A 22,072-nucleotide genomic window follows, 5' to 3' on the forward strand; every position below is an offset into this window, starting at 1 on the left:
CAATTCCCTTAAATGCTGATCAAGGGTAGATTTACAATGGAAAATATTTCCACCAAGTTGCCTGTTATATTCTTGTACTTACATTGTTCCTTACAAAATTCATCACAGATTTGGATTGTCTTACAAGAAAATATTTAGACTAAGGCCTTAAAAAATAATCAATGGGCCTTTCTCAATGCTCCAGCGTAAGCGTTGGGCAATATGCTGCCCTCAACGGCTTTGGCCGCCTTTTCGACATCATATTCGAAGCGTACAAACTCCACATGGATGCTATTCTTGTCCGGCCTACGGAAGTTCCCATCCATGTTCAACAGCACATAGCATCCCCTATTGTCGCCATCCTTGGGCTTTCCGATGGATCCGATATTTATCGCATGGCGGTATATGGTGCCTCCATCATAATCCAAAAGGGCCTTGTGATAGGGTTGGTGTGTATGTCCAAAACAGAGGATATCGGCATTTGCATCCCGCAGGATGCGTACCAGGCTCTTCTCCTTCCGGTCCTCGAAAAGATACTCGTTGATTCGTCTTGGGCTTCCATGCACCAGGAGTAGGTTCACTGTTTCATCGTTCCTTTTGAACTCCACATTGATATGGGATGGAAGGTTTTTCAGGTAGGCCCTTTCATCATCCCCCATAATGGAGTTGGTATAGGATATGGAAATTGCCCCGTTCGCCTTTTCCTCATCGCTCTTGTAGGCACAGCCACAATCATCACTGTTGCGTCCGATGCCAAAATCATAGTTGCCCGCAATGGTGGGTATCCGGCGTTTTCTGATCTCATGGACCACCTCGTTGGGCCAGATGTTATAGCCCACAAGGTCCCCAAGGCAATAGATGGCGTCCGGCCTATGTTTTTCCACATCCACAAAAAAGGCCTCAAGGGCAGGAAGGTTGGCGTGGATGTCCGAGAAGAGTGCAATTTTCATCCTTATGCGGTTTGCGGTTTAAAATACTTTTTGCGCAACCAAAAGGCGACCCTTACCAACAGAATCAGGGCAGGAACTTCCACCAAGGGCCCGATGACCCCTGCAAAGGCCTGGCCGGAATCCAGTCCGAAGACGGCAATGGCCACGGCAATGGCGAGCTCAAAGTTGTTCCCGGCTGCTGTAAAGGCCACCGAAGCGGTCTTGTCATATTCGGCACCCATCGCCTTGGTGAAAAAGAACCCAATGATGAACATCAGGGTAAAGTACACCAAGAGGGGTATGGCGATCACCACCACGTCCATGGGAATCTCCACGATAAGTTCCCCTTTGAGGGAGAACATGATCACAATGGTGAACAACAGGGCGATCAAGGTCATGGGAGAAATGGCGGGAACAAACTTTTGGGCATACCACTGTTCCCCTTTGATCCGGACCAATATCGTTCGGCTAAGGATGCCCATAAGGAAGGGGATGCCCAAATAAATGGCCACACTCTCCGCTATGGTCCCTATGGAGATGTCCACAATGGCCCCTTCAAAGCCAAAATATGGGGGCAAAACGGTGATAAAGATCCACGCATAGAAACTGTAGGCAAACACTTGGAAGATACTGTTCAGGGCCACCAGTCCCGCACCATATTCCGCACTGCCCTCGGCCAGGTCATTCCAGACCAGCACCATGGCAATGCAACGGGCCAAACCTATCAATATCAATCCGACCATATACTCGGGATAGTCCCTCAAAAAGAGGATGGCCAGGACGAACATCAACACGGGGCCGATGATCCAGTTGAGCACCAGGGAAATGGTCAAGATCCTGGTGTTCTTGAACACCTTGGGCAACAGTTTATAATCCACTTTTGCCAAAGGTGGGTACATCATCAGGATGAGACCTATGGCAATGGGGATGTTAGTGGTGCCGCTGTTGAACGAATTGATGATGTCGGGGAAGGACGGGAAGAAGTAACCGATACCGACCCCTACCGCCATGGCGATAAAGATCCAAAGGGTAAGGTTCCTGTCCAAAAAGCTCAATTTTTTTACTGCCATGTGTTATGATTTGATCTGTGAAAATACATACCAAAGTTCCGTTGCTATCTGTATGCTCCTTTCAAGGTATTTCTCGGCCTGTTGCGGGGTATTGTCAAAGGCCTTGGGATCCTCAAAGGTGATGGGGATGCGCTTTTCCGCACCGGGCACAAAGGGACAGGCCTCATTGGCCGAATCACAGGTCATGATGGCCCCAAAGCCGGAACTGGGGTTGAAGGCATCGTCCATTTTCTTGGAGAACCCGATCACCGGATGGGCATTTTCCGCATATTTGATGGCATAGACAGGATTTTGTCCCTGTGAAAGCTGTTGGATCTGGAACCCTTGTTTCCCCAAGGTTTCCGCCACCATCGGGAACAGGGCCGTGGCTTCGGTCCCCCCCGAATAGCAAAATACGTTCTTGATGTTGAAATGGAAAGCCATGGCCTGTGCCCATATCTGTGACAGGTGGCTCCTCCTGGAATTGTGGGTGCAAATGAAATTCAGGCGTATTTCCTGATTTTCGGAAACTTTCGACTGTATGAACCCGGCAAGGGGATCAAGGATTTCCCTACGCTCCGGGGAAACGGCATCCAGTTTCAAGGTTGTGATGAATCCCGCTATTTCAGGGAACAGGCTAGTTGTGGTCGTAGTCATTATATAGAATTAAGATTTAGCAACAATTGCCGTCCGGGGAACAGCAGGGCTCACTTTTCAATTGGGACAGTCTTACCTTTGGTTTCTTTTCGGGGACCCCACACTGGTCCTTGGCAAGGCAGTCGGTCATCTTGGTGGTCAACAGAAAATGCCCTTCATCAAAGGCAAGGCCATATTTTCCGATAGTAGTGCCCTGGTATTCCACTTCGACTTCCAGTGAGTCCTCTATTTCCAATACCTTTTGGGACAGTTCGATGATATGAACCAACTTTTCGGGATGCAACCTGTGGTCATAGTCGTTGGCCTCCCACAGTTGGAAACTGACCACTTCCTCATGGCGCACGGTTCCCCCGCAGTCTATAAAGTGTTTGTGAATCTTCCCCACTTCGGTGACATGGAAATGTCCGGGGACCATTTCCCCGGTGGGCAATTGGAAGCCAAGGGTTTCCAATCGGGACAGTACTTCTTTTACTTCTGATAATTTCATGGATTGTTCATTTTAGCTTTGATAATAGCATCGACCTGGGTGGCGACATAGATCATTTCCCCCGCGATGACGGCCTTGTTTTCAAAAAGGACCTCTGCATTTCGGTCCGTCAGCCCATCCTGTACATATACCTTGACACTGCTGTCCTCGTCCAAATGTAAGGATTCGAGGGTCTCTCTGTTGATGGTCCAACTATCGGAGCCATAGCGGACCGAATACGTGAACAGGGATTCGCCCTGCGCATTGGAGACCCTGAACCCATCGTTCTTCAGCAGGGCCAGACCGGGAAGGGTCTCATTGGCGGTATCCAGACCAGCGGATTCCACCTTGAACCTGTCATATAATCCGTAGTACATAAGGCCCGTCCTGAGCCAGATCATGGCCAATTGGCCCATATCGTCATTGTCCTGGTCCACAAATACAACGGTATAAGGGGTCTCCCCCATATTGGACACCATTCTGGCGGCGAGTTGGTCCAAAAGCTGGATCTTTTCTTTGGGTATCTGGGGAAAAACGGTCTTCAGTTCCTTTACGGAGCGTTGGATCTTTCCCCTCAGTTCCTGGGAATGTGTGGTCAATGGGAGGCACAACAGCAGCAGTGCCATGGTTAGGATCATTTTTGTTTTCATGGTTTCTATTTTATGGTTTCAGTTTATTAGTTAATCGCAATAAAACGATTAATGGGTTCAAAAAAATACTAACAGCACTCTTGGTCCAGTTCAATCCCCTGATCGAGGAATGCCTTGAACTTATCCTTCATTTCGTTCCAATTTGCCACATTGACACAGTAACAGACACTGGTGCCCTCCACATCGCCCTTGATGAGTCCCATGTTCCGGAGTTCCTTCAAGTGTTGTGAAACCGTAGGCTGTGCCAGTCCTATCTCGTCCACAAGGTCACCACAGACACAGGCCTTGACCTTGAAGAGGTGCTGCAATATGGCAATCCGGGCGGGATGGGCAAATACCTTACCGATGAGGGCGAGCTCATTCTGGTTTTCGGTAAATATTTCGGTCTTTGCCAGTCCCATATCATTATTTTATCGCAAAATTACAATATATTGATTCAACATAAAAAGATTTTCGATAAAAATACTTAGGTTCAAACCAAGGCTTTACAAATTTTCAGGGTCACTTGGTCATGTACCACAACATCCGGATGTTGCCTGAATGGGGGGACAGGCCACCGAACCAAAGGAACAATACACGCAACAATCGCCATTTTTGGGCCTTAGAATGGAGCCGCAATTTTCACATTCATAAAAGAACTGACAAGAATCCGTAGGCATCTTTTCCTCTTTGGAATTGCCACAATGCGGACAGGTAATTGTAGAGTACAGATTGATATCCATTATCACTGGTCCTTTATGGTGTATCCGGTTTTCAAAATGGCGTTCACGATAGCATCCCTGGTGGTTTTGGCGGGATCGTACATTATCTGTGCATTGGCTTTTTGGTAATCTGCCTTGACCATGATGATCCCATCAAGTCCATTGACCTCGTGTTCAATATGTGCCTCGCACCCACTGCATGTCATTCCCACGACCGGAATATTGATTTCCTTGACATCTTGGCTCGCAAAAAAGTTCGTTTGACCCTTGGCTTCCTGTTTCGGGTACAAAGATTGGGCATAATAGGGAAAGGCAAGCATCGCTAAGGCAAAGACCGTGATGGTCATCAACCAAATTTTACCCTTCCAAAAGGCCGGCTTTTCGTCCGTATCGCATGCACAGTCTATTTCCTTTTTGGCGACTGTCCTTAACTGTTGGTACCACGCCACTACCAAAACCAAACCCGTAATTCCGATCAAATACGGTCTGAACGGTTCCAAAAACTTAAAATTGGACGCCAGGCCAGATGTTCCGGCCACAATGGCCAAAAGTGGTCCTATGCAACAAAGGGAGGTGGCCATGGCCAAAATAATGGAAGATCCCATTAAGGTTTTCTTGTTATTCATGGTTTACTGGTTTTATTTGTTCTTTTTTATCGAGCAGGTCAAAAATTGGAAAAAGTAACGGCGAATGATCGGTCACCAAGGAATAATGGATCATCTGGCCTTCCTTTTGGGATGTGATCAAATTTCTGTCCTTGAGCTTGCGCAAATGTTGTGAAATTGCGGATACATTCATTTCCAGTATATCACTAAGGTCACAGACACATAAGCGTTGCTCTTGGTTCAAAAGGTAGAGAATCTTAAGCCGAACCGGATTGCCCATTAAATTCATTATCCCTGAAAGGGAGTCCATGGAATTTTCCAAATTTTGCATAGTTTCCCTGCATTCCATTATCTGTTTGGCATCCGCCTCCAAACGTATGCATATGTTCTTATCCATACTACGAAGTTACAGTAATTTATTATTTTAGCAAACTCTAAAATAAATGGGTGGCAAAAGAACAATATCAAGCCCTGGGTCACATTACCTGATAATCTTTAGGGTCGGATATTCCGAATTGTCGTTCGCTTTACTTTGCCCGCTTCCCAATTTCTCCTTCAACTGGGCCATGTCCTTGCTGATTTTCTTTTCCACGACCCTAGCATACTTTTGGGTCGTTGAAAGCTTGGTATGCCCGAGGAGTTTGGAAACGGTCTCAATGGGCACGTCGTTCATTAAGGTGATTGTCGTTGCAAAGGTATGTCTGGCCACATGGAAGGTTAGGTGCTTATCAATATTTGCCCTTTGTGCAATGATCTTTAGGTATTGGTTCACCTTTTGATTGGAATACACTGGAAGAACGGTATTTTCATTTTTGGGAAAATCCACATACTTCTCCAAGATTTTCTTGGCTTTGGGCAATAGGGGAACCTTCACTTCGGTCTTGGTCTTTTGGCGTTTTACATCGATCCAGAGTTCCCCGTCGATACCGGATACGATACCATTGGGATTGAGAAGTTTGATCTCTATGTAGCTGAGTCCGGTATAACAGGCAAAAAGGAAAATATCCCGGACCAGTTCCATGCCCTTTTCCTCGAATTCCAATTGGTCCAGCGCCAGAATTTCCTCCTCTTCCAAGAAAGCACTGTCATAATCCTCCATTTTCACTTTATACAGATTGAAGGGATTCTTGGGGATACAATCAAATTTATAGGCCATGGTCACCAATTTCTTGAACCGCAGCATATGTTTCATGATACCGTTGTTGTTCAATGTCTGGAACGATTTGATGGGTTCGCAGTTCCGCAGGAAGTTTTCAAACTCGATCAAAAAGGCATAGTCTATCGAGGCCAGCCCAATATCGGGTACCCGATATTTTTTGGCAATGAAGCGTTTCAGGTAGGTCTCTGTGGAGGAATAGTTCTTGACCGTCCCTTTGGCCAGTTTGGGCAACTCATAGGTTCGGTTGTACTCCAAAAGGTCCAATAGGGTGAGCATCACCTTGTCCTTTCCCAGATATCGAAGCTTGATGGATTGTGCCGTTATAAAGTTACTCTCGGCACTAAGTTGCCGATGGCATTCCAGCAACTTTGCACGGACGTCGTCCAGATATTTGTTTACAACAACGGATTCACTGGCCCTATGGTCCATTTTTCCCAAAATAGGACACCATCGTTCTTCAAAAGTTGATCTATGGACACTGAGATCTGCATTTTTTCCTTTACATCTGATCCGGACATAAATTGGAAACCGTCCATCTTTTTTTCTTCCTGATTTTTTCAGCCAAAAACTGATACTGAAGGAGTTAGAGGTATTCATGTGTTCTCGCTTTAAGTGAAACATTGGTTGAAGCGAAAGTCAAATCACACGAAAAATCAATAATGGAAGTACAATTTAGGGAATTTTTCCCGACAAAAATAGGACACTCTATAGGACATCCTCACCGATGGTTTCAGATGGAAATAAAAAAAACCAGAAAAAATTAATTTTCTGGTTTTCAATTAATTAAGGTTTTACTTAGTGTCATAAAACCATGGTTCGTCGGGATGACTGGATTCGAACCAGCGACCACACGCACCCCATGCGTGTACGCTACCAGACTGCGCCACATCCCGAAAATGGATTGCAAAAATATAAATTTTGATGATATTTAACCTACTCCCCTTGCAACTTTTACAAATCTAAAAATCCCCATTCTTGCACATGAACAGGGATTTATATTTTGTATTAAGATATCCTCTTGGTTGTCAACACTTAAACTCTTTAACGATATAGGGTAAAATGCCCTACAAAGCGCTGTTTTTCCCTGTCATTCGCATTAACCACATACCAATAGTCCCCTGTGGGCAACGGTTTGCCCTCATAGTTTCCGTCCCATTTCTTCACTTGGTCCAATCGAGCCACTACCCGGCCATATCGGTCATAAATGATGACATCAATATCCGGGAAAAACTCTCGATTTTCCGGATACCAATAATCATTTAGGTTATCACCATCGGGAGTAAAGAAATTCGGCATTTCTGGCATTCCTTCAAAATTAAAGGGCATCACCAGATTGGCCACACATCCATTTTGGTCACGGACCATGATGTTGATATTGGAATCTACATTAATATTGAAAATATTCACCTCACCATAGGATTCCCCTTGGAAGAAATATTCATATCCTCCAAATCCTCCCGTGGCCATTGCGGTTACTTCATTAGGCCCAGTTTTTATGGCTTCCAAGGTCAACGGTTCATAGGCGTCGATCTCAAACTCTACGAAGGTTACGCATCCGTTTGCATGATAAATATATACCGTATGTTCCCCTGGTGACAAATCTCCATAGGTTCTTTGGTCAGTCGCCAATTGAACATCATCCACATCCAACGAAAATAAGAGCTCCGAAAGTTGTGAACTATCCGCAATTTTGATGGTAGTGGTACTATTTGGGAATATTCCTTCGCAGCCATATTCCACAACAGGTTCGGCCACAATATCCACTCCAATACCGATTTCCGCAATTACATTGGTCTGGCATCCATTGGCATCCCGAACAAAAACCACATAGGTTTCCCCACCTTGCAGGTTATCAAAGAACATGGTATCATTTTGTACAAAATCGGCATCGTCGGCAGAATTCACACTGGTGAAATACGGAGCTGTCCCCCCTGTTACCTGAAGGGTCATGGTGCCATCACCATCGCCCATACAAGTTTCCGGTGTGGTTGAAATTACCCCTGCCAACAATTCCATAGGCTGGGTTATCTCCACCGTTCTGGTAATGGTACAACCCAAATCATCCTGAATGATGATATCGTAGGTTCTTGGTGGTAAATCCGTGAACGTTCTTCTGTTCGGATTATTTGGATCATTCCCTTCAAAAAATTCACTCAAGTTGTCCGAAATGGAATATCTAATGGCTCCTGTACCTCCACTCGCCTCAATAATGATCTGTCCGTTGGCGTCTCCCGCACACATTACTGGTACAGCTTCCAAATACTCCAACACCAATGGTGGTTTTGGGTCGATGACGATGGGGTCCGAAATGGCGGTACATCCTCCACTTTCCGCATATACATAATAGGTTCCCGGGTTCAATTCCCTAAAGATACCGGAAGCTTGGGCAGGACGAACAATAGTAGATGCATTGGGTGGCACCGTATTCGAATTCACCAAGGTATACACATAACTTCCTATACCGCCAAAGGCTTCTGAACGGATGATTCCGGTCGCTTCCCCGGCACAATTGATGGTCGCATTGGTCAAGTCCAAGGCAATGACTAAAGGCGCGGCGGGGTCCAATGAAATCTGGTTCGATCTTTCGAACGGACAACCGTTGGAATTTTGTACATCATATTGGAATGGCCCTGGGTCCAGAGTAATATCGGCTGCAATTTCCACACTGGTCATTCCAGCTCCGAACGGCACAAAGGGGTCAGAGGTCCCCGATCTGCGGTAGAAATAATCCACTCCCGGTTCTGGATTGGTGACCATCAGTTCCATTCTACCCAAATCCCCACAACCCGGAGGTTGAAGTTCCACCAATTCCGCCACCACAATTTCTGGATCCTGAACGGTAATCGGAACCGTGGTATAACTACAGTTCCAACCATCAAAAATGGTGATGGTGTAATCCCCAGCCGACAAATTAGCAAAAGTTGGGGTGGTCTGAAGACCACTATTGGTACCATCCGTAATCCGGTTCAATTGGTACAGATAATTACCGGGGCCCTGTCCTCCACCTACATTATATGCTTCTATGATACCATTATTATCATTGTTACATGCCAGTTGCTGTACGATTTGGATATCCGCGGCAATCGGTGTTGGCAATGGTAGATTGATGTTGGTAGATGATTCGCATCCCCTCAAATCCCTAACATTGATAGTGTACGTATCAGTCGACAAGTTCTCAAATACCGGATTGGTATTAGGGTAATCGACCAAGATATTTCCACCCGAATCCATCAATTGGTACTGATAGGTTCCCCAACCGCCATCGCCAGCCACGGTAATTTCACCGTAACCGGGCACATTACAGGTCACTGGAGAAGTTTGGACAGCACTTACGGTAAGTGCCCTATCCGGAGACCTGACCGTAACCACATTACTGACCTCATCACAGAATGGGGAATCCATCGCCTCAATATGCACTACAAGATTACCTGCAGGTACATTTGGAATAAGTTCCGGAGTGTTTAAGGGTGCATTAGTATCAAAAGTGCCCGTAACACCAGTAGAAGTCTCAACTCCTGAACTATTTCTGCTGAATACTTCATAATTATACACCCCACTATAATTGTTGATCTGTAGACTGATCACCCCGTCATTTCCATTAAAACAAGTAACAGGTTGAACCTCGGCAATGACCCCTTCGATGTTGTTATATTCGGGCATGTTGATGGTGGCAGTCAAATAGGAACATCCCCCACTGCCTACATCGGTAACAGCAAAAATATAGTCTCCGGGAGTCGCAATGTCCCAGGTAACACGATCGGTCCCTCCTGAACTTCTTGCAGGTTCCGAGCCCAATGGCAAGATTTCAACCTCATAGTTTCCAGGGCCTTCATTTATGATGATATCAATGGAACCCGGAGCGACACCCGTACCCGAAGCATCGCAGGTAATTTGGTTCACATTGTAACTAAAAGTGATATCCGTTGGAGTATCGATGGTTACCGTAGAAGTCTGCTCACAACCGTTTTGATCTCTTGCGGTCAAAATAATGGTCTGGTTGGTACCGTTATCAATGACCTCAAAAGTATTACTGGTTTGGAAATTGGTACCATCAAATTGTGGCGTACCGTCATTCATGCTATAGGTATAAGGACCTGTTCCCGTTGCAGTTCCTGTTCCATCCCCATTGGTATCCGTATAAACGGTAATGGTTGCCGTACTGAACTGGTTACTGGACGGGTTGCACGTAAATTGTGTGTTGACCGCAGTAACGGTTAAATCTGCAGGCTCAATGATGATGATATCGGAAGAACGATCGGTACAGCCTCTATCAGAAACCACCTCCACTTGATAGGTATTGGGTGGAAGGTCATCAAAAACGGGGGAACCTTGGGGTCCCGCCAAGATAGTTGATCCAGAACCGTCATACAGAATATAGCTCAGTGGAGTATCGGTATCACTACCCGGTTGCAGTTCCACTGATATGGTCCCATTGTTCGATCCATAGCAAGTGACATCACTACTTGGCGTGGCCGTAATGATCGGACTGTTGACCGTAGATACATTCACGATGGCTTCATCGGAACACAATGGGAAAGTATTGGAACTTAGGTCTGTAACCAAAATATTATAATCCCCTGGCAATACGCTATTGAAAACATTGGAGCTCTGTGCTGGACCAATATTGGCCAAGGTATTGGCATCCCGAAGCTGAAACTCAAAATTGCCACTACCTCCAGTGGTGTTCACCGTGATTACTCCATCCCCCGCATTACAAGTTGGAAACGAAGTAGCATCTGCCGTAATGGCAAAGAAATCGAATACTTCTGCGGTTACCGTATTGGTACAACCATTGCCATCTCGTACTGTGATCAAATAGGTTCCAGGGTTAGGCACGGTAAAAGTGGTGGCCGTTTGGAATCCGCTACCAATATTGTATTGGAAGGTTTCTTCGGGCAGTCCCGACCCTGTGGATATCGGAGAAACCATATCAATTTGATAACCACTGGTTGCGGTACACTGGTTCACCACGTTGATAACCGGATTTGGCACTCCGGCTTCCTGGGTCACCGTCAGTGTGGTCAGTGCCGTACAACCGTTGGCATCCTGAACATAGAAATCATAATCGGCAGGGTATGGACCTGGAATTTCAAAAGTGGTCGCCGATGCAAAAACGGTAGGAGCCGGGCTTCCTGATGGCACATAAGCATAATTGAAAGGTTCCGTTCCACCAAAACCTCTAACGGTGACCAAAGCCCCAGCATTACAGGTCGCTTCCACAAAATTATCAATGGTGATGGATGGTGAACTAAAGCCAATAAAGACCAAGGTACTTCCACTACAACCATTTACATCGTCGCGGACCACTATTTGGTAATTACCTGGGGCCAATCCGTTAAAGGTACCATTATAAGGTATTGTTTCGCCTGTGTAAGCAGTTGGTCCGGAAACAGTTGCGCCTGTGTCGGTATTTTGTAAAGTGAGTGTAAAATTCCCAGCTCCGGATATGCCACTGACCTCAAAATCGATGGAACCACTACCTGATACATTACAGGATGCAGCGGTGGTCGTGGCCACAACTGCCACTGGATTGGATGGCCCAATAGGATCAATTTCTTCAATATAGGTACAGCCATTGGCATCCCTCACTTCAACAAAATAGGTGATACCGGGAACTACTTGACCTGTGAAGTCATACGTATCATTTCCAGATGTTGGAGGATGAAAAATAGGATCTCCCACCAATCTAAACTCGTAAGGTGCCGTTCCCCCAATAGCTTGAACACGATATGGGAAGGTAGTGTCCGAACAATCGGAAGGAATAGGATCTAAAGGAATCAAATCCAACTGATTTTGATCGATGATCACTTCATCACGATCCTCACATCCTGAAGCATCGGTGGTCACCACGGTATAATTGCCCAAAGGAAGATTTGGGAAGTTCACGGTAGTACTTGCAGTTCCTGTGGAGGAGGCTACCAAATTACCGGCAACATCCAACAAAATATAATCAAATGGTGCTACACCATTGTTGATGGTTGTGGAAATGGAACCGTTCACTGCCCCAGCCGAACAAATGGCATCCGTTGGAGTCACCGTGGCATCCAAAGGATCACTGGCAGCGATGGTCGCAAAATATTCTGGGCTCACACACCCCCTACTATCACGGATCACAAATCCTCCATGGGTGCCTGGACCATAACCAGAAAAGAAGTTTTGGCTTCCAAAAGTGGCCCCGTTGTCATTACTGAATTCATATGGAGGCACCCCTTGAGTGGTATCGGGAATCAATTGTACTATTCCGCTCGTATTGTTCCCGCACTGGGTATCGATTCCTACTACAGATCCTGCAATGGTCTCAGGTGGTGAAATGGTCACCATATTGGATTCCGTGGTACAACCGCGGCTATCCCTAACCATAAACTGGAATGTGGTATCCGAAATAATGGAACCATCATTGGGTATGCTATACACAAAGGAGGTCCCTGTAATATTGTTATTGTCCGAAGTATACGGTGCCCCGTTGATACTCACTTCATAAATATCATAATTGCCACCTGAAGTATAGCCATTACTAATATTCACCTGGATTTGTCCCGGAGGTCCCGCACAATCCAATTCTTGAATGGTGACCGCATTTGCAATAACCTGAGGTGCGATAGTAGCCGTGACTGTATCTCTACAATCGTTGGCATCCACCACTTCAATGGTATAAGTACCTGGGGTTAATCCAGAAAAGCTATTACTGGCCCCCAAAGCCCCACCATTGATTCGATATTGATATGGTGCCAATCCTCCTGAGGCGTTGACCACTAAAGTGGAAGCCGTAAAATTGTCATAACAGAAATCCGAAGCCCCATTATCCAAGGTCAAGGTTGGAGCATCCAAACGGGTCAAGGTAAAACTATCGGTTACCGTACATCCGTTGGCATCAGTAACACTTACTTGATAGGTTCCATCTTGTGATAGGTTGGAGAACGTGCTTCCATTTTTAGGCCCACGTACGGAACTATCGGGTTGGATCAAGGTATAACGGTTACCTCCCCATCCACCAACGGTATTGATACGCACGGCACCAATATTTCCATTCTGGCAGCTCATGGCGGTAACATCCAACCCAGAAATCGCAAATGCCGTGGAAGGTTCTTCGATAACCAAAGTAGCCATATCGGTACAATTGGTTTCTTCGTCGGTAACGGAAATCACATAACTTCCTGCGGATAATCCCGTTAAGGGCACTATACCACTACTTTGTCCTGTAAAAACTGATCCACCATCGATACTGTAGCTGTAGGTTGAATTAAATCCATCCACCAAATAGCGGCCTTCCCCATCCGAATCGTCTACACAGGTAACCACTTTGGTCTGTTGGGCGGCAACACCAATGGAGCTGATATCGGTAATGGCATAATTTTCATCGTAGGAGCAACCTTCGGTATCGGTCACCCTAAAGGTGTAAGTACCCAATCCCAATCCTGTAAAAGTACTGTTAGTACCATTATTGATGGCGCTAGCTGTTGGTGCAATGATTTCATAAGTGTAAGGACCCGTACCACCAGTTACCGAAACATCAACAGAGGCGGTGGTGGTGATACAATCCAAACTTGAAATACTGAAAGCAAGATCCGTTGGTTTGTTCAATGCGTTGAACACCACATCAGGAAGTGCCTGTACACAACCGTTGGCGTCACGCACCATGGGTGTATAAGTTCCCACACCCAAATTCGGAAATACTGGGTTGGTACCAAAGCCGGAACCAATGCTATACTCATAAGGTGCCGTTCCCCCGGATACCCCGGAAATAGTAATTTGTCCTCCAGTTTCATTGGTACAGGAAGGAATAGTATTTGGCGTAGCCGTTGCCGTAATGGTCGATGGTGTGCCAATGGTTGCCGATTGAGGTGCCGTGGTACAGGTAAAGGAATCCTGCTCATACCTTAACACCACATTATAGGAACCAGGGGCCAAGTTGGAAAACACATTACTTATCTGAAAGGTAGCCCCGTTGTTGATACTGTATTCGATTTCATAGCCAAATCCATTGGTCACGTTGATGGTAACCCTACCATCATTGGCTCCACCGCAATTGGCATCTTGCTCTACAATGTTGAAAACGGGTGGTGGAATATCCTGAACGTCTACTGATGCGCTTCGCTGACAGCCATTTGCATCTTCAACCAAAATAGAATAGGTTCCAGCTGCGGTTACCGAAAAACTAGTGGTTCCAGAGTAAGGCGAACCAAAAGGAGCACCATCCACACTAAAACGATAAGGAGCCGTACCTCCTGAAGTGGTCAGATTTACATTCACGGATGTGGCCCCACAGCCAAAACTGTCAGAAGCCGTAGCCGAAACGGCCAAAGGACTGATTCCCCCACCGATTACGATTGGATCACCGTTAACATCATTAGTGACGGTTTCAGAACAATTATTGGTCTCCACCCTGATGCTATAAGTTCCTGGACTTACATTGGCAAAGGTATAGGTATCCGCACCATTTGGTCCAAAAGTGTCCACGGTCACCCCGTTTTTCACCAATCGATAGGTATAAAACCCAGGAACGCCAGAAACCTGCACATCGATGCTGCCCAACTCCCCACTACACAAAATATCATTTGCCGTAACATCCACATTGATGTCCAGATCACCTACGGTCACCAAGTTGGAAGGGAACACACATGCACTACCTGAAACGTTTTTCAAACGCACATAGACCCGATAGTCGCCGGGAGAAGTAATGTCAAAATAAGGAGTATCTTGGTACGGTCCAGATGGACTGCTCAAACTGTATTCGTACCCAGCAGGTACATTGGTGACCTCTACCCTTCCCGGATTTCCACAGATGATATCCTCTTTGATCAATTGCGGATCCAATGGATTGAGTGTGGATTTAAAGTAATAGTACTGCCCTGAATTTACCCGCACCCTAAACTCGCCTGCGGTAGAAAGGTTATAAGTTGCACCGGTACCCACAGTATTCCAAGTACAGGCTCCGTTAATGGTAGGGCAATCATCCACAACCGTGGCCGCACAAGTATTGGGATCCAATTTCTGCCATTGGTACGTACTTCCGGATTGGGAAAGGGAAATGGTTCGGATATCACTGGTCCCGCACAAAAAGAACTTGGCCAATGTGCTACCATCGTTGGGACACACCACCTCTTCATTGGCGCCCATGATAATGGTCGCGAACATCGCCGTACTTGTCGGGAACTGATCTTCCCCGGTTTCCGTGGGGGCTTCGGCCGTGTTGACCGATGCTTTTTCTTCTGTAACTGTCTCGGTGATGGAGGATACCACTTTGGTCAGTATCCCGTTGACACCTGTTTTTGCTAATACCGTGGAACCGAAGATTGATATGAACACCAACAACACGACATATAGCAAATGCCTTGTTTTCTGTGGGAGCATAGGGTTAAGTCTTGTTAAGAGAATATTTCAGATTTGGGACCTTAATATTCTATAAAGTAATTATCTATTCTTATAAAAATCTCTTTATCTTCAACACACCCGATTACCAAAAAGTAACCGTTTATCTATAAAATCTGTTATTTCAACGTAAAACTATGAAAAAAAGTCTGTCAATTGCCTATTTTTTCGTTGTACTGCTCAGTACATCCTGTGCCCAACAGCCAGATAAAAGCGTAAATCTTCCCAAAACCCTTGATTTTACTGTAGAATCCGTGGTTGAAGGCATCCAGAACCCTTGGGGCATGGCTTTTCTTCCAGATGGTGGAATTCTTGTTTCGGAGAAGTCAGGGAAATTGATTTTACACAAGTCAGGAAAAAATATAGAAATTGAGAATGTTCCAGAAGTATACAATCGTGGTCAGGGAGGATTATTGGATATTGAACTGCATCCCAAATACAAGGAGAATGGTTGGATCTATTTTTCGTATGCCTCCAGTGACGGCGATGGGAAAGGTGGAAACACGGCCATCTTGCGAGCCAAGCTTTCCAATAATAAGCTTGTGGACCAACAACTGTTGTACAAAGCAGTGCCCAACTCCACTCGCGGGCAACATTTTGGTTCTAGGTTGGAGTTTGACCGTAACGGCTATCTTTTCTTTTCTGTTGGGGAACGGGGCGATAGGGATGTAAATCCGCAGGACATTAAAAGGGATGGCGGAAAAATTTACAGGATAAATGACGATGGCAGCATTCCAAAAGACAATCCTTTCGTTGGAATCAACAATGCCAAAAAGGCCATATACAGTTATGGGCACCGAAACCCCCAAGGTTTGGCACTCCATCCAGAAACGGGAGAACTTTGGGAGCACGAACATGGCCCTAGGGGTGGTGACGAAATCAATATTATCCAAAAAGGAAGAAATTACGGCTGGCCGGTCATCACCTATGGAATCAATTATAGTGGAACAAAAATTACCGACGAGACTTCCAAGCCTGGAATGGAACAACCTATCTATCAATGGACACCTTCCATTGCTCCCTCTGGGATGACATTTGTAACCTCTGACAAATATCCAAAATGGAAAGGAAATCTATTGGTTGGATCACTGGCCTTTCAATATTTGGAACGATTGGAACTCAAGAATAACAAGGTCGTCTATCGGGAAAAGTTATTGGATGGTATGGGTAGGGTCCGAAATGTTCGCCAAGCACCCGATGGCTACATTTATGTAGGTATTGAAGGCAAAGGCATTGTCAAATTGGTCCCTAAATAGCCCTAGACTTATTTTAGGGCATCAACGGCCAGTTTAACGGAACCATATTTTTTAAGGGCCTTTTCCGCATCTTCGTAGCTCAAGCCCAACTCTTCCATAATGTATCGGGTTCCACGATCCACCAATTTGGTATTGCTGAGCTGCATGTTCACCATTTTATTGCCTTTCACACGCCCAATGCGGATCATAAGTCCGGTGGAAATCATATTGAGTACCAACTTTTGACTGGTACCACTCTTCATACGTGTGCTGCCTGTCAAGAACTCCGGTCCAACATTTATTTCTATCGGAATGTCCGAATCCAAGGCCAATGGCGACCCTGGGTTGTTCGTGATACCTACCGTCAAGATACCGTGTGCCTTGGCATCTGCTATACCACCCAATACATAAGGTGTGGTTCCTGATGCGGCAATCCCTACCAAAACATCGTTGTCATTAATATCATACTCCTGAAGATCTTTCCAAGCCTGCTTTGTATCGTCTTCGGCAAATTCCACCGCCTTACGAATGGCACTGTCACCTCCGGCAATCAAACCAATCACACGATCATAGGGCATCCCAAAGGTGGGTGGAATCTCTGAAGCGTCCAAAATGCCCAACCTACCACTAGTGCCCGCTCCAATGTAAAATAAACGACCTCCCTTTTCAAAGCGCTTTGCGGTTTCTTCCACCACTTGGGCCACATTGGGCAAAACCTGCTCCACGGCATGGGCCACTTTCTTATCCTCATTATTGATGTTGGCCACGATCTCCAACGCATCCATCTCCTCCAGTCGGTCGTACAAAGACGGTTTCTCCGTTATCTTAATGTGTTTTTCCACCACTACTACAATAATTGTATGTTCATATTCTTAAAGGCATCGAGCTTTTTGTCCCAAGGTTCCAGTTCGGTCACCATGGTACTGATCACATTCAAATCACAGGTCTTGAAACGATGCTGGGAATTCAATTTTTCCGATATGCACAAAAGTACCGTTTTCTTGGAAGCATTGATCACCGCCTTTTTTGTCTGTACCACTTCCCAATCAAACTCGGTCAACCCAAACTCCGCGTCCACATATCCGGTCCCGATGAAGCTATAATCCACTTTTATCTGTGCCAGTGCATTTATGGTATTGGATCCCACGGCAATCTGTGAATCCCTGGAAAGTGTGCCCCCAATAAATATGGTTTCCACATTGGGCTTACCTAACAATTCCATGGCCACGGGAAGACTAAGGGTAAAACAGGTAAGCTTGATGTTGGTCGGCAACAATCTGGCCAATTCCAGGCAAGTGGTCCCTCCATCGATCAAAATCACACTGTTATTTCTTAGCAATGTTGACGCCTTTTTGGCGATGCTCACTTTCTTATCCAGGGCATAAACGTTACTCCTGGCAGGACTATGGTTGACAAAACCCAATGATACCGCTCCGCCGTGCACCTTTGTCAACAGATTCTCCGCATCCAATTCCTTGACGTCCCTCCTGACCGTATCAATGGACACATCCAGTTTTTCCGCCAAATCCGTCAATAGCACCCTGTTGTGGAGTTCCACTTCATTTAGGATGGCATGTTGTCGTTCTTCCTTGAGCATCAAATTCTTGTTTGGGTTCAAAATCAAAAGTAGAAAACAATTCCAGATTATGCCGTTTACTTTCAAACCAATGTTAACTTTTGATTAAAAAAGCATAAAACAGCAAATATATTGCAAAAAACAGCAAAATTAAATTATATTTGTCGAGTTTTAAACTCTTAATCCCGACAAAACATGCAAGAATTGGTCAAAAACCCCTTAAAACACGAGCCCATAGATGCAGAAACCGTAAAGTTTGAAAAGGTAAACACCCATATTTATCAAGATTCGGAAAGTGCATCATGGTATGTTGCCAATGAAATTGCCGGCCTCATCAAACAAAAGCAAGAACAAGGCAAAAAAGCAGTGCTTGGCTTGGCCACTGGATCCACCCCCACAAAAGTGTACGATTACTTGGTACAGTTTTACAAAGAAGGTAGGTTGAGCTTCAAAAACGTGGTCACCTTCAATTTGGACGAATACTTTCCGATGGATCCAACTTCCATCCACAGCTATAAGCGTTTCATGAACGAACACCTATTTGACCATATCGACATTGAACCTTACAACATCCATATCCCAGACGGAAGCCTGTCCAAAGATGATGTCAGGAAATATTGTGCAGACTACGAGGAAAAAATCCAAAATGTTGGGGGAATCGACATCCAAATTTTGGGGATCGGTAGAACCGGGCATATCGGGTTCAACGAACCTGGATCCTCGCTGAACTCCAAAACACGATTGGTACGTTTGGATAGGGTTACCCGTTTGGATGCCGCCAGTGATTTCTTCGGGGAAGAAAATGTTCCCAAAAGAGCTATTACCATGGGGGTAGGGACCATCATGGGAGCCAAAAAAATCATCTTGATGGCTTGGGGAGAAGGAAAATCAAACATTATACACCAAGCGGTTGAGGGCAAAATCAAAGAGTCTGTACCGGCTACTTTCCTACAACACCATGAGAATTGTGATTTTGTAGTGGATAGCGCCGCAGCTTCCAACCTGACCAGGATAAAGACGCCATGGCTGGTTACGGAATGTGAATGGAACGACAAACTCATCAAAAGTGCCACCATCTGGCTTTCCGAAAAATTGGGCAAGGCCATTTTGAAATTGACCAACGAGGATTACAACGAATATGGAATGGGCAATCTGATCGCGGAAATCGGTTCTGCCGAACAAATCAACCTTAATGTGTTCAATGAACTGCAACGCACCATTACGGGTTGGCCTGGAGGAAAACCCAATGCGGATGATAGCCAAAGACCTGAGAGAGCGGAACCATACCCAAAAACCTCGCTCATCTTTAGTCCACACCCTGATGATGACGTTATTTCCATGGGAGGTACTTTGCTTAGACTAGTAGACCAAGGGCATCACGTGCACGTAGCGTACCAAACTTCAGGAAACATCGCAGTGTTTGATGATGAGGTAATCCGCTTTTTGGATTTCGCGACCGATATTCAAAGAGAGAACAAAGAGCTTAAAAAGAAATTCAAGGAGGTACGTGAGTTCTTGGCCAACAAGAAACCCGGTGATGTGGACAGCCCTGAGGTGCAACAATTTAAAGGGCTCATCAGAAAAGGAGAAGCCTTGGCAGCCTGTAGATATTGCGGGGTGAAAGAAGATAATGCACACTTCCTCAACCTTCCTTTCTACGAAACCGGAGCGGTCAGAAAAAAACCCTTGTCCGATGAGGATATTCAGATTACTTACGATTTGTTGAACAGATTGAAACCCCATCAAATTTTTGCCGCAGGGGACCTTTCCGACCCTCATGGCACACACAGGGTCTGTTTGGAAAGTGTTTTTAGGGCCTTGCAAAAGTTGAAGGATGATAGGGTGGATTGGATCAGAAATTGTTATGTATGGTTATATAGGGGCGCTTGGCAGGAATGGGACATTGCCGATATGGAAATGGCCATCCCGATTGGACCCAAGGACATGGCCAGAAAGAAGAATGCCATCTTTAAACACCAATCCCAAAAGGATAGCGCCATGTTCCCCGGTAATGATGAAAGGGAGTTTTGGCAGCGTGCAGAGCAAAGGAACAAAGAAACCGCCAACCGATACAATGCATTGGGTATGGCCGAATACGAAGCCATGGAAGGCTTTGTACGATACCATTTCTAATCTTGCACAATAGATTGATTTTATTTAAAAAGGCCTACATTTAGTACATCGTAGGCCTTTTTTATTCGCCTTTATGAGAAGAATTCTTTATTTAATTCCTTTTATCTTCCTTTTGTCCTGTGCAACGACTAAGGTGCCCAAAGAAGAATTTAGGGGGGTATGGATCGCCACCGTGGCCAATATTGACTGGCCTAAACACCCAGAAGATGATGTTGAGAAGAAAAAAAAGGACTTCATTGCCATACTGGATTTTTATAAGAAACTAAATTTCAACGCAGCCATAGTCCAAGTGCGAACAGCCGGAGATGCACTTTACCAAACAGACCTTGCCCCGTGGTCCAAATACCTTTCAGGGAAGGAAGGTGAAGCTCCAAAAGGATTTGACCATCCCTTAAAATGGATGATCGAAGAGACCCACAAACATGACATGGAATTCCATGCTTGGTTGAATCCATATCGGGCCACGGTAAATTTGGACACCACCGTCTTGGCCAAAACCCACGATTTTTACCTACATCCCGATTGGATGTTGAAATACGGACAAAAATACTACTACAATCCAGGACTGCCAGAAGTTCGAAACAAATTCAATCAGATCATAAAGGAACTGGTTTCGAATTATGACGTGGATGCCATCCATTTTGATGATTATTTCTATCCTTATAAGGTGGAAGGGAAAGTTTTCAAGGATTCCGTCACCTATGCCCAATATGGCCTCCCCAGACAGACCTTGGAAGATTGGCGGAGAAGCAATGTGGACTCTTTGGTGAGCATGGTCCACAAAACCATCAAAACAACAAAACCCTGGGTGCAGTTCGGCATTAGTCCGTTTGGGGTATGGAAAAACCGTAGCACGGACCCCAAGGGTTCGGATACCCAAGCAGGCCAGACCACCTATGAAGATCTTTACGCCGACCCCCTCCTTTGGGTCCAAAAAGGGTGGTTGGACTATTTGGCTCCCCAAGTATATTGGAGCATGGATTTTTCTGTTGCTTCTCACAAAAAAATCACTTCGTGGTGGAACAATGCCACGCCCAACACCCATCTGTACATAGGGAATGGTGCCTATAAAATCAAAAATAACAGCGACAAAGCCTGGACCAAAAACAACGAAATCCCCAAACAGCTCAAATTCTCAAGAAATTTGGATCATGTGAACGGAAATATCTTTTTCAGTGCCAAATCATTGATGGGCACCCATGAAAAAGTCAACCAAAAACTGGAGAAGAAATTTTACAGGTATCCATCAAACAACCCCGGTCCCTTAAATAAAATTAAGCGAACCGTTCCATTACCTGCCATTGTATCCGCCAAAAACCAAAATGACCAATTGGACATCTGTATTTCCCATACTGATAGCATTCCCAGGTTTCTGAATTTTTACGAAATCCATGGTGATAAACGCAAACTTATCGCAAAGGCATATCTTTCAGAAAGTAAAAAATCGGAATGTTATCAGATTGAAATGTCAAAAAAACAATCCAAAAAGAGTTTGGGAATCACCATTATGGACACCTACGGAAATGAAAGTACCCTACAAACCCTCAACCTAATACCGAATTGA

The 22,072-nt window shown here is 45.4% G+C and carries 16 protein-coding genes and 1 tRNA gene; 3 read left to right on the forward strand and 14 right to left on the reverse strand.

All coding sequences use genetic code 11. The annotated features are described in order from the left end of the window. Positions 1 to 158 precede the first annotated feature (158 nt). From D2U88_RS11405 to D2U88_RS11460, 12 genes are all read right to left on the reverse strand, one after another. A complete protein-coding gene (locus D2U88_RS11405; protein WP_036379065.1) occupies positions 159 to 929 on the reverse strand; it encodes a metallophosphoesterase family protein in 771 nt (256 codons plus the stop codon). A gap of 2 nt (positions 930 to 931) precedes the next feature. After that, positions 932 to 1,978, reverse strand: a complete 1,047-nt coding sequence (gene arsB / locus D2U88_RS11410) for an ACR3 family arsenite efflux transporter (protein ID WP_036379066.1) — start codon at positions 1,976 to 1,978, stop codon at positions 932 to 934. Between the two features lie 3 nt (positions 1,979 to 1,981). Next, complete coding sequence (locus tag D2U88_RS11415; RefSeq protein ID WP_036379068.1) at positions 1,982 to 2,614, reverse strand: low molecular weight phosphatase family protein; 633 nt, start codon at positions 2,612 to 2,614, stop codon at positions 1,982 to 1,984. Positions 2,615 to 2,630: 16 nt separating this feature from the next. Further along, the gene (locus tag D2U88_RS11420) at positions 2,631 to 3,101 is read right to left on the reverse strand and encodes a DUF6428 family protein (RefSeq protein ID WP_036379069.1); all 471 of its coding nucleotides are present in this window, start codon (positions 3,099 to 3,101) and stop codon (positions 2,631 to 2,633) included. Next, positions 3,098 to 3,730, reverse strand: a complete 633-nt coding sequence (locus tag D2U88_RS11425) for a hypothetical protein (RefSeq protein WP_036379070.1) — start codon at positions 3,728 to 3,730, stop codon at positions 3,098 to 3,100. The genes D2U88_RS11420 and D2U88_RS11425 overlap by 4 nt, the downstream gene beginning before the upstream one ends. 68 nt (positions 3,731 to 3,798) lie before the next feature. Continuing rightward, positions 3,799 to 4,131 carry an ArsR/SmtB family transcription factor gene (locus D2U88_RS11430; protein WP_036379071.1) on the reverse strand — a complete coding sequence of 111 codons (333 nt, stop codon included), beginning with the start codon at positions 4,129 to 4,131 and terminating at the stop codon, positions 3,799 to 3,801. A 108-nt stretch (positions 4,132 to 4,239) separates the two neighbouring features. Next, complete coding sequence (locus D2U88_RS19715; RefSeq protein WP_081894160.1) at positions 4,240 to 4,452, reverse strand: GDCCVxC domain-containing (seleno)protein; 213 nt, start codon at positions 4,450 to 4,452, stop codon at positions 4,240 to 4,242. Between the two features lie 2 nt (positions 4,453 to 4,454). After that, entirely contained in the window at positions 4,455 to 5,057 is a 603-nt protein-coding gene (merTP, locus tag D2U88_RS11440; protein WP_036379073.1) for a mercuric transport protein MerTP, read from the reverse strand. Next, entirely contained in the window at positions 5,050 to 5,433 is a 384-nt protein-coding gene (locus D2U88_RS11445) for an ArsR/SmtB family transcription factor (protein ID WP_036379075.1), read from the reverse strand. The genes merTP and D2U88_RS11445 overlap by 8 nt, the downstream gene beginning before the upstream one ends. A gap of 84 nt (positions 5,434 to 5,517) precedes the next feature. Beyond that, positions 5,518 to 6,792: a site-specific integrase gene (locus D2U88_RS11450; RefSeq protein WP_036385944.1), complete on the reverse strand. Its 1,275-nt coding sequence runs from the start codon at positions 6,790 to 6,792 to the stop codon at positions 5,518 to 5,520. 222 nt (positions 6,793 to 7,014) lie between these two features. Then, positions 7,015 to 7,088: transfer RNA gene (locus tag D2U88_RS11455), tRNA-Pro, on the reverse strand. 148 nt (positions 7,089 to 7,236) lie between these two features. Continuing rightward, positions 7,237 to 15,546, reverse strand: a complete 8,310-nt coding sequence (locus D2U88_RS11460) for a T9SS type B sorting domain-containing protein (RefSeq protein ID WP_119640706.1) — start codon at positions 15,544 to 15,546, stop codon at positions 7,237 to 7,239. 155 nt (positions 15,547 to 15,701) lie between these two features. Between D2U88_RS11460 and D2U88_RS11465 the strand changes: the two genes are divergently transcribed. Beyond that, the gene (locus tag D2U88_RS11465) at positions 15,702 to 16,820 is read left to right on the forward strand and encodes a PQQ-dependent sugar dehydrogenase (protein WP_119640707.1); all 1,119 of its coding nucleotides are present in this window, start codon (positions 15,702 to 15,704) and stop codon (positions 16,818 to 16,820) included. 8 nt (positions 16,821 to 16,828) lie between these two features. Here D2U88_RS11465 and murQ read toward each other — a convergent pair whose 3' ends face one another. Then, a complete protein-coding gene (gene murQ, locus D2U88_RS11470) occupies positions 16,829 to 17,641 on the reverse strand; it encodes an N-acetylmuramic acid 6-phosphate etherase (protein WP_119640904.1) in 813 nt (270 codons plus the stop codon). Between the two features lie 5 nt (positions 17,642 to 17,646). Continuing rightward, positions 17,647 to 18,396: a DeoR/GlpR family DNA-binding transcription regulator gene (locus D2U88_RS11475; protein ID WP_119640905.1), complete on the reverse strand. Its 750-nt coding sequence runs from the start codon at positions 18,394 to 18,396 to the stop codon at positions 17,647 to 17,649. 174 nt (positions 18,397 to 18,570) lie between these two features. On the opposite strand from D2U88_RS11475, the gene nagB reads away from it, so the two are divergent. Together nagB and D2U88_RS11485 are read left to right on the forward strand one after the other, a co-directional pair. Continuing rightward, positions 18,571 to 20,508: a glucosamine-6-phosphate deaminase gene (gene nagB, locus D2U88_RS11480; RefSeq protein WP_119640708.1), complete on the forward strand. Its 1,938-nt coding sequence runs from the start codon at positions 18,571 to 18,573 to the stop codon at positions 20,506 to 20,508. A 73-nt stretch (positions 20,509 to 20,581) separates the two neighbouring features. Beyond that, positions 20,582 to 22,072, forward strand: coding sequence for a glycoside hydrolase family 10-like protein (locus D2U88_RS11485; protein WP_119640709.1), 1,491 nt, complete (start codon positions 20,582 to 20,584; stop codon positions 22,070 to 22,072).

It is taken from the genome of Flagellimonas aequoris (assembly GCF_003584165.1).
GTDB lineage: Bacteria > Bacteroidota > Bacteroidia > Flavobacteriales > Flavobacteriaceae > Flagellimonas > Flagellimonas aequoris.